At 64.9% G+C, this 7854-nt stretch carries 3 protein-coding genes and 3 tRNA genes; 2 read left to right on the top strand and 4 right to left on the bottom strand.

Annotation, left to right across the window (positions count from 1 at the left end):
- Positions 1–1098 (top strand): DUF58 domain-containing protein (locus HMPREF1546_RS10540; protein ID WP_021751913.1); only part of this gene is annotated, 1098 nt, incomplete at its 5' end.
- A complete protein-coding gene (locus HMPREF1546_RS10535; protein WP_021749078.1) occupies positions 1095–2405 on the top strand; it encodes a DUF4129 domain-containing protein in 1311 nt (436 codons plus the stop codon). The genes HMPREF1546_RS10540 and HMPREF1546_RS10535, both read left to right, overlap by 4 nt.
- 161 nt (positions 2406–2566) lie before the next feature.
- Here HMPREF1546_RS10535 and HMPREF1546_RS10530 read toward each other — a convergent pair whose 3' ends face one another.
- The 4 genes from HMPREF1546_RS10530 to HMPREF1546_RS10515 all read right to left on the bottom strand — a co-directional run bounded on the left by HMPREF1546_RS10530 (position 2567) and on the right by HMPREF1546_RS10515 (position 7738).
- Positions 2567–6979 carry an acyl-CoA dehydratase activase gene (locus HMPREF1546_RS10530; protein WP_198016062.1) on the bottom strand — a complete coding sequence of 1471 codons (4413 nt, stop codon included), beginning with the start codon at positions 6977–6979 and terminating at the stop codon, positions 2567–2569.
- A gap of 423 nt (positions 6980–7402) precedes the next feature.
- Positions 7403–7477 (bottom strand) — tRNA-Cys (locus HMPREF1546_RS10525).
- 106 nt (positions 7478–7583) lie between these two features.
- Positions 7584–7659 (bottom strand) — tRNA-Gly (locus HMPREF1546_RS10520).
- Positions 7660–7662: 3 nt separating this feature from the next.
- Positions 7663–7738: transfer RNA gene (locus tag HMPREF1546_RS10515), tRNA-Phe, on the bottom strand.
- Positions 7739–7854: the final 116 nt, after the last annotated feature.

Below are 7854 nucleotides of genomic sequence, written 5' to 3'. Positions count from 1 at the left end.
GCCATCTTCTCTCTGGCGGCCGCCGCCGTGGCCGCCGCGGCCCGCCTCTGGGCCCGCCATGTGCTGGACGGCGTGAACGCCGCCCTCCAGGCGGAGCGGAGCTGCGTCTTCCCCGGGGAGCCCTGTCCTCTGCGGGTGACGCTGGACAACCCCAAGTGGCTGCCCCTGGTCTGGCTGACGGTGCGCTTCCCCCTGGAGCCGGGCGGCGCCCTCCGGCCGGAGCACCGCTGGGAGACCGTGGAACTCCTGGAGGGGGGCGTGCAGAAGCCCTATTATGAAAAGAACGTCTCCTTCCTGCTGGGGCATCAGCGGATGTCCTACACCAGCCGCCTCCAGGCGGAGCACCGGGGCCTGCTGTCCTTTGACCGGATCCGGCTGCTCTCCGGCGATGGCCTGTGCCTGTGTATCCGGGAGAAGGAAATCCCACTGCCCAGGCCCGTGACGCTGGCGGTGTTTCCCCGGCTGGTTCCCGTGTCCACCCGCTGGTTCCTGCGCAACAGCTGGGAGCTGGAGACCGGCGCCCGGGGCTTTCAGGATGACCGGACCGTGATCCGGAACGTCCGCGCTTACCAGCCGGGGGACAACGCCCGGTCCCTGAACTTCCGCCTGATGGCCCGGGGGCAGGGCGCCATGGTGAACATCTACGAGAAAATCTCCCCCCGCCGGGCCGCGTTCCTGCTGGATGGTGCCTCCTTCGCGGGCCTGCCGCCGGAGGACTTCGAATCTGCCCTGGAGATCCTGGGCTCCCTGGCGGCGCAGCTGATGGAAGAGGAGGTGGCCGTGTCTCTGCTCATCTCCCGCCCCGCCGGGCGGCTGGAGCAGTTTGCCGCCTGCCGGGACCGGCGGCAGCTTCCCGCAGTCCTGACGCTGCTGGCCGCCGCAGACACCGCTGTCTCCATTACGGCGGACGAGATCCTGCCGCGCCTCCGCACCCTCTCCGGCGCCTTTCTGATCTGCGGGGATGTCCGCCGCCTGGACGCCGGTACCTGTGCGCTGCTGGAGCGGCACCGCGTCCCCCTGCTGGCCTGGGGGGAACAGTCTCACCCCCTCCTGCGGGTCCTGGACCTGAATGCCTTTCGGGCAGGAGGCGGCCTATGAGACATGGAAAGACCACCGCCCTCAAGTGCCTGCCGCTGGCCACCGAGCTGCTGATTGTCTTCCTGACGGCCGATATTCTGTGGCAGCTCCTGTGTGGCCGGCCGCCCTTCTCCATGTGGGGGTTTCTGCTCTCTGGCGGGCTGATGACCGCAGGCAACAGCCTCTTTCTCCAAAAGCCCCGCCGCTTTTGGCAGATTCTGCTGCTGAACGTCCTCCTCTGCGCCGTCTGGATCCCCCTGCTCAGCCGCACGCTGGACCTGACCTATCCGCCTCTTCTGGTGATTCAGGTGCCCCTGTACCTCTTCCCCCTGTGCCGGGGATACCACTGGGGCGTCACGCCTGTCACGGTCCGCCACCTCCACGGGGCCGGGGAGTACATGGGCCTGTATGGGCTGTTCTATCTGATCGTGGCCTCCTTCGCCCCTCAGCTGCTGGACCGGGTGCCGGTTCTGTTGGCGCTGCTGGCGCTGGATCTGCTGGCAGTGGTGGGGATGCGCACCTCCGGCCGCAACACCATTCGGGCCGGTTCTCCCTTCGGGCGGCTTCCTGTTCTGCTGGTCCCAGCGGTCCTGGCCTTGCTGGCTGTGGCCGCCTGCGCTCTGCTGCTGGCCGCCAGGGGGGAGCTGATCCCCATCTTTCAGGCCGTCGGCAGCCTTCTGGAGGGCGCCCTGATCGCTGTATTCCGGTTCCTGACGTCTCTCTTCCAGGGCCGCTCCGCCGGGTCCGCAGGGATGTCCTCCGCCGCCGGAGGCGGCAGTGAGGCCGCTCTGCCTGTGGAAAGCGCCTCCGGCCCCGCCATCGCCCCTCAGCTGGTGACGGCGTTGCTGCTCCTGTCCCTGGCCGCGCTGGTCCTGGCCGGAGTGGCTGCCCTGGTGCGCTGGCTCTGGCGCAGCCGCAGCCGCATCAGGTTGCCGGAGGAGGATGATGACGACGGGCTCGTCAGGCAGCGTCTGGGCCGCCGTGGCCTGCTCTCCCGGCTGGGCCAGCGCCTGCGGGTCAGGGCATTTCTGCTGCGGTACGCCGGAACCCCCCGTGCCGCCCTTCTGGAACTGGAGCGCTGGGGCGCCCGCCGCCGCTGCCGCCGTCAAAGCCAGGAGACCCCCCGGGAGTATCTGGAACGTCTGGCAGGGGATCCCCTCCGGGACGCGCTGGATGCGCCCATGCAGGCTCGGTACAGCATTCTGGTGGACGATGTGGAGCGGAGCTTGTACAGCACGCTTCCGCCCCGCCTCTCCCGGGAGCAGGTGCGGGAGCTGCTCTCCACTGTCCATAGAAGCGCCCGCACGCCTCCTGCACGTGCGAAGTGACCGCCGACCGGTCCGCGCCTCCAGAAATGCCCGAGATTTCCGATAACCGAAAATTCAAGAAGGCAGCCGTTCGCATGAACGGCTGCCTTCTTTGTATCCAGGTCGAACCTCGGCACCGGGCATTCCTCTCCGGAGTCTGAAAATACAGCCGACGCCCGCGCTTATGTAGAGGACAGCGCCGGACGGGGCGAACCGCCCCGGGTCTTTTGGGGTGCCGGTTCCACACTAGCTGCGGAATGCTCCGCCTCCGCGGTCTGATTCATGATGAGCATCTGGAGCCGGTTCTCCACATTGGCGTAGCTGGTGTCCGGATCCAGGTCCAGGGGCAGGATCTGCACGCCGGGGAACTCCTCCTTGAGCCGCTTGGTGACGCCCCGGCCGCACACGTGGTTGGGCAGGCACCCAAAGGGCTGGAGGATGATGAAGGACCGGACCCCCTGGTGGGCGTAGTGGGCGATCTCGCCCGCCATCAGCCAGCCCTCGCCGCAGGTGAGGGTCTTGGGGATGAAGTGCTCCACGTCACTGTACAGGTCCTGAGGCCGGGCCGCCGGGTGATACAGGGGATGGGACCGGGCAATGCGCTCCAAAAACCGCTGGATGAACTCCACGGCGCCGTCCAGGGCGAAGGGATAGGGCGCCAGATGGGCACCGAAGTCCCGGATCTCGCTGATGGCCGCCTGGAAGTCCTTGCGGAACTGGTAGGTGATGCGGGGCAGGATGACCTCCATGTCGTTGCGTTCCAGGTACTCCTCCACGTGGAAGTTGGTGCCGGGATGAAAGTTCACCAGCAGCTCGCCGGTGACCAGCACCCGGGGCTTGCGGCGGGAGCGGTCATAGCGGAGCCCCCGGAATGCCTCGATGGCCCGCCGGAAGGCACCGATCATCTTGCCCAGCCCCTGCTTGGATGCGGCGGCAATCCACTCCACACATTCGCTGAACACGCGGTTCGTCTCGCCTGCCGCCGTCTCATAGGGGCGGATCTTCCGGCACAGCTCCTCCAGAATGTCCAGCATGGAGAAGGCCCACGCCGCCAGCAGAACAGACCGGGCCCCCAGCATGGACACGCCGGGGTGGATACCCTTGGTGTCGCCAGGGTCTGTGGTGAGGATGGGGACGTTTTCAAATCCGGCGCTGTCCAGCGCCTTGCGCAGAATCGCGGTGTAATTGGCCATCCGGCAGTCGCAGCTGAGCTTGGCCATGCCCACGGCCACGGAGTCCTCCGGATAGTTTCCCTTCTGCAGGGCGTCGATCAGCTCGCCGATGACCATCTGACAGGGGAAGCAGATGTCATTGTGGGTGTACTTCTTCCCCACCCGGATCTGCTCCACGCCGCCCACCGGCAGCCTCACCGCCCGAATACCCTCCCGGTCCATCAAGGCCGTGAGAAGAGTGGACACCGGGGCGGAGATATTTGGCACCAGCACAGTCCGCAGCTTCCGGTCCTCCTTGCGGTACTTCACCGCGTAGGGCTCCGGCAGGCGGCAGGCCGCCTGCTCCGCCTGGGCAGAGCGGCGCAGCTGTACCGTCTCAATAAAGGACTGGACCCGGATGCCGAGAGACCCGGCGGCCTCGCTCTCGTCCACCTTCAGGATCAGGGGCGGCTTGCCGCTGCCCTCCCCCAGCAGGCGGATGATCTCATCGGACAATATGGCATCATGGCCGCAGCCAAAGCTGACGATCTGCACGTACTCCAGGCAGGGCTGCTCCGCTGTCACCATGGCGCCGGAGAGCATCCGGGCGTGGAAGTCATTGGTGATCTCCACACGGGACCGGCGCAGGTCCGCCTTCTCCAGTCCGGGCAGGCTATCCACCGTCAGCACCGGGATGCCCCGACGGGTGAACATCCCGGACAGGTCGTGGTTGATGAGGGGGTCCGTGTGATAGGGCCGTCCCGCCAGCACCACGGCGAAACCGCCCGCCTTCCCGGTGTCCGCGATGACCCGCTTTCCCTCCTCCACCAGCTGATGGCGGAAAGAGAGGATGGCCGTCTCCGCCTGACGGTAAGCGGCCTCCGCCTGCCGCTTTGTGGCGCCGCAGTGTTCCACGGCATACCGGCAGATCTGCCGCTTCCGGTCCTGCTTGCTGAACCAGTGGAACACCGGCGTCTCAAAGCCCACGGAGAAGTGCTCCCCGGGGGACTGGAAATTCCGCACCACCATGGAGTAGCCCATGATGACCGGGCAGACGTAGGGGCTCTTCTCCCCTTTGTTCTCTGTTGGCATGTGGAGGATATAGGGCAGGAAAATCCGGTCTACGCCCTGTTTGGACAGGTCCAGCACATGGCCGTGGACCAGCTTGGCCGGAAAACAGATGGTGTCCGACGCCACGTACTGCAGTCCGCTCTCATACTGTCTGCGGCTGCTGGGATGGGAGAACTTCACCCGATACCCCAGAGCCCGGAAGAAGGTACTCCAGAAGGGCATGCTGTCCCAGAACTCCAGCACCCGGGGCAGGCCCACGGTCTGGCTCTGCTCCTCCCGCACGGGGGATACCGGATATGTCTTGAACAGCAGCTCCTGCCGCAGCCGGAATAGGTCCGGCACTTCCTGGGCCTTATGGGCAGGTGCCGCCTCCATCACAACGGCGCCCCGGTCGCACCGGTTGCCGGTGACATAGCAGCCACCGTCCGGGAAATGCAGGATCGTCCGGCTGCAGTGGTTGGTGCAGTGGGGGCAGAGTACACCGCTCTCCCGGGTGTATTGGAAGTTTTTCACCGCGTCAAAGCCGATGAAGGCGGAGCAGCGGCCGTTGGCGTAGCCGTGGGCCTCCACCTCCTGCTTCACCGCGAGAGCCGCACCCAGAGCGCCCATCTCGCCGGGATAGGGGGCCAGGGTCACGTCCCGGCCCAGATACTCCTCCAGGGCCCGCAGGACGGCGAAGTTTCGGAAGGTGCCCCCCTGGACCACTACCCGATCCCCCAGCTCCGCCACGTTGGCGATGCGGACCACCTTGGTGAACACGTTCTCGATGATGGACCGGCACAGCCCCGCCATCAGGTCGTCAGGCTGCTTGCCGTTGCGCTGCTCGTTGATGATGGTGCTGTTCATGAACACAGTGCACCGGCTGCCCAGCTCGGCAGGGGCCTGAGATCGGAAAGCGGCGTCCGCCACCTGGTCCACCGGCATCCCCAGGGTGGCGGCGAAGTTCTCCAAAAAGGAGCCGCAGCCGGAGGAGCATGCCTCGTTCAGCATGATGTTCGTGACCACGCCGTCCTTCAGCCAGATGGCCTTCATGTCCTGGCCGCCGATGTCCAGCAGAAACGTGGCGTCCGGGAAGAAGCGGCGGCAGCCCCGGGCGTGGGCCACGGTCTCTACCGTGTGGTAGTCGGCGTGAAAGGCAGCAGAGAGCATCTGCTCGCCGTAGCCGGTGGTGCCCAGGCCCAGCACTTCCAGCTGGATGCCCATTTTTTCATATTTCTCCGCCAGGGCCAGCAGGCCCTCCCGGACCACCTTCAGCGGCTCCCCCTGGTTGTTGGCGTAGAAGGTGTCCGTTACTTGCTCGTTCTCGTCTATAAAGACGCACTTGGAGGTGGTGGAGCCGGAGTCGATGCCGATGTACCCCCGCAGAATCTGCCGGTCCGCGGCATCCACCGGCCGGCGCAGCTCCGCCCGGTGGCGGCGGAGAAAGACCTCCCGCTCCTCGTCGCTGGCAAAGAAGGGCCTGCCGGTGCCGGAGGGCCCTTCGGTCTGGGCCGGGGCCTTGTCCAGCCGCTCCATGGCCTCTGCCAGGGTCATGGCGTCCTCCTGTCCGGGGAACAGCTCGTCGATGGCGATGGCGGTGCCCCGGGCCACGATGGTCTCCGGGTGGTCCGGTCGAACGATATCCCTTTCCTCCAGATTCAGCCGCTCCGCAAACACCCGCACCAGCGTGGGGTTGAAGGTCAGCGGGCCGCCCTCAAAGATGATGGGGGCCGTCAGCTCCAGTCCCTGGGACAGGCCGCCGATGGTCTGCTTGGCGATGGCGTGGAAGGTGGAAAGCGCGATATCCGCCCGCTCCGCCCCCTGGATCAGCAGGGGCTGGATGTCTGTCTTGGCAAACACGCCGCAGCGGCCGGAGATGCTGTAAACGGTCTTCCCGCGGGCAGCCAGCTGCTCGAACTCGTCCGCCGGCACGTTCAGCAGCGCGGCGATCTCATCGATAAACGCGCCGGTGCCTCCGGCGCAGCTGCCGTTCATCCGCATGTCGGAGGTCTGGAGCTTTCCGCTGGCCTCGTCATAGCGGAAGAAGATCACCTTGGCATCCTGTCCGCCCAGTTCCACCGCGGTGCGGACCTTTGGATACAAGGCCCGGACTGCCGCCGCGTTGGCCACCACCTCCTGGACATAGCAGGCCCCCAGGGCGGCGGCAATGGGCCGTCCGCCGGACCCGCACACGCCGATACGGAACCGCATGCCGGGAAAGTGACCGGCCGCCTCCTCCAGCAGCTGCCGGACGGTATCCGCCTGATGGGCGTTATGCCGCTGATAGCGGGTGAACAGTACGCTGTTGTCAGCCGGGTCCAGGGCCACTGCTTTGACGGTGGTGGACCCCACATCCACGCCGAGGCGCAGAATATCCGAATTGATATGTGCCATATACACTCCTTCTAGGGAAAACGCCCCAGACCCGTACGGCAGCCTGGAGGGCGCGCCGGCGGATCGGGGGCTGGTCTCCCACATCTCTGTTTATTCGAACTCATTATAGCACGTTTTTCTCACAGGCTCTTGTATATTTTTCGTAAAGAATTCGCCGTTTTGCTATCTTTTTCCCCAAAAAAGTCCGCCATCTTCCCATCCATTTTCGTCAAAGCAGCATCCGCAGGCACACGTCCCCGCAATCGAATCGCATAGGCGAGCGGAGCCGTATTCTTTGCGGTCCGATTGCGGGGCAGAGCCTTTCCGCCGTGCGGATGGTTCCGATGAAAAAGAAAAGCGGGCACAGGCGGAATCCAATCCCCTGCGCCCATGAATGCATTTAGGCAAAAAAACAACCACATCTTTTCGATGTGGTTGTTTTTCTGGAGGTGACACCCGGATTTGAACCGGGGAATCAGGGTTTTGCAGACCCTTGCCTTACCACTTGGCTATGTCACCGTTGCTTCTATTTTATTATATGCAGTTTGAACCGAAATGTCCACTGCTTTTTTAAATTTTCTTTTCCACTGAGAATGCCCACACAAGATCGTGTGGGCATTCTCAGTGGAGCGGGCAACGAGGCTCGAACTCGCTACCTCCACCTTGGCAAGGTGGCGCTCTACCAGATGAGCTATGCCCGCAAGTGGTGCCCAGAGCCGGAATCGAACCAGCGACACGGGGATTTTCAGTCCCCTGCTCTACCAACTGAGCTATCTGGGCAAATCTTTTCCGCGCCGCACGGCGCGGGAGGGGAATTGCAACCCCAAGGGGACCCACGAGATGGAACTCCATCTCGTGGGAGATGGCGACCCGGAACGGGCTCGAACCGTCGACCT

Origin of the sequence: Oscillibacter sp. KLE 1745 (genome assembly GCF_000469445.2) — a bacterium.
Lineage (GTDB): Bacteria > Bacillota > Clostridia > Oscillospirales > Oscillospiraceae > Oscillibacter > Oscillibacter welbionis.
Note: the sequence above shows the minus strand (reverse complement) of the source record. Positions and strands in the feature narration are given on the sequence as shown.

Coding starts and splice junctions, on each gene's coding strand:
- HMPREF1546_RS10530 (WP_198016062.1), bottom strand. CDS start 6,979: ATGGCACATATCAATTCGGATATTCTGCGCCTCGGCGTGGATGTGGGG.
- HMPREF1546_RS10535 (WP_021749078.1), top strand. CDS start 1,095: ATGAGACATGGAAAGACCACCGCCCTCAAGTGCCTGCCGCTGGCCACC.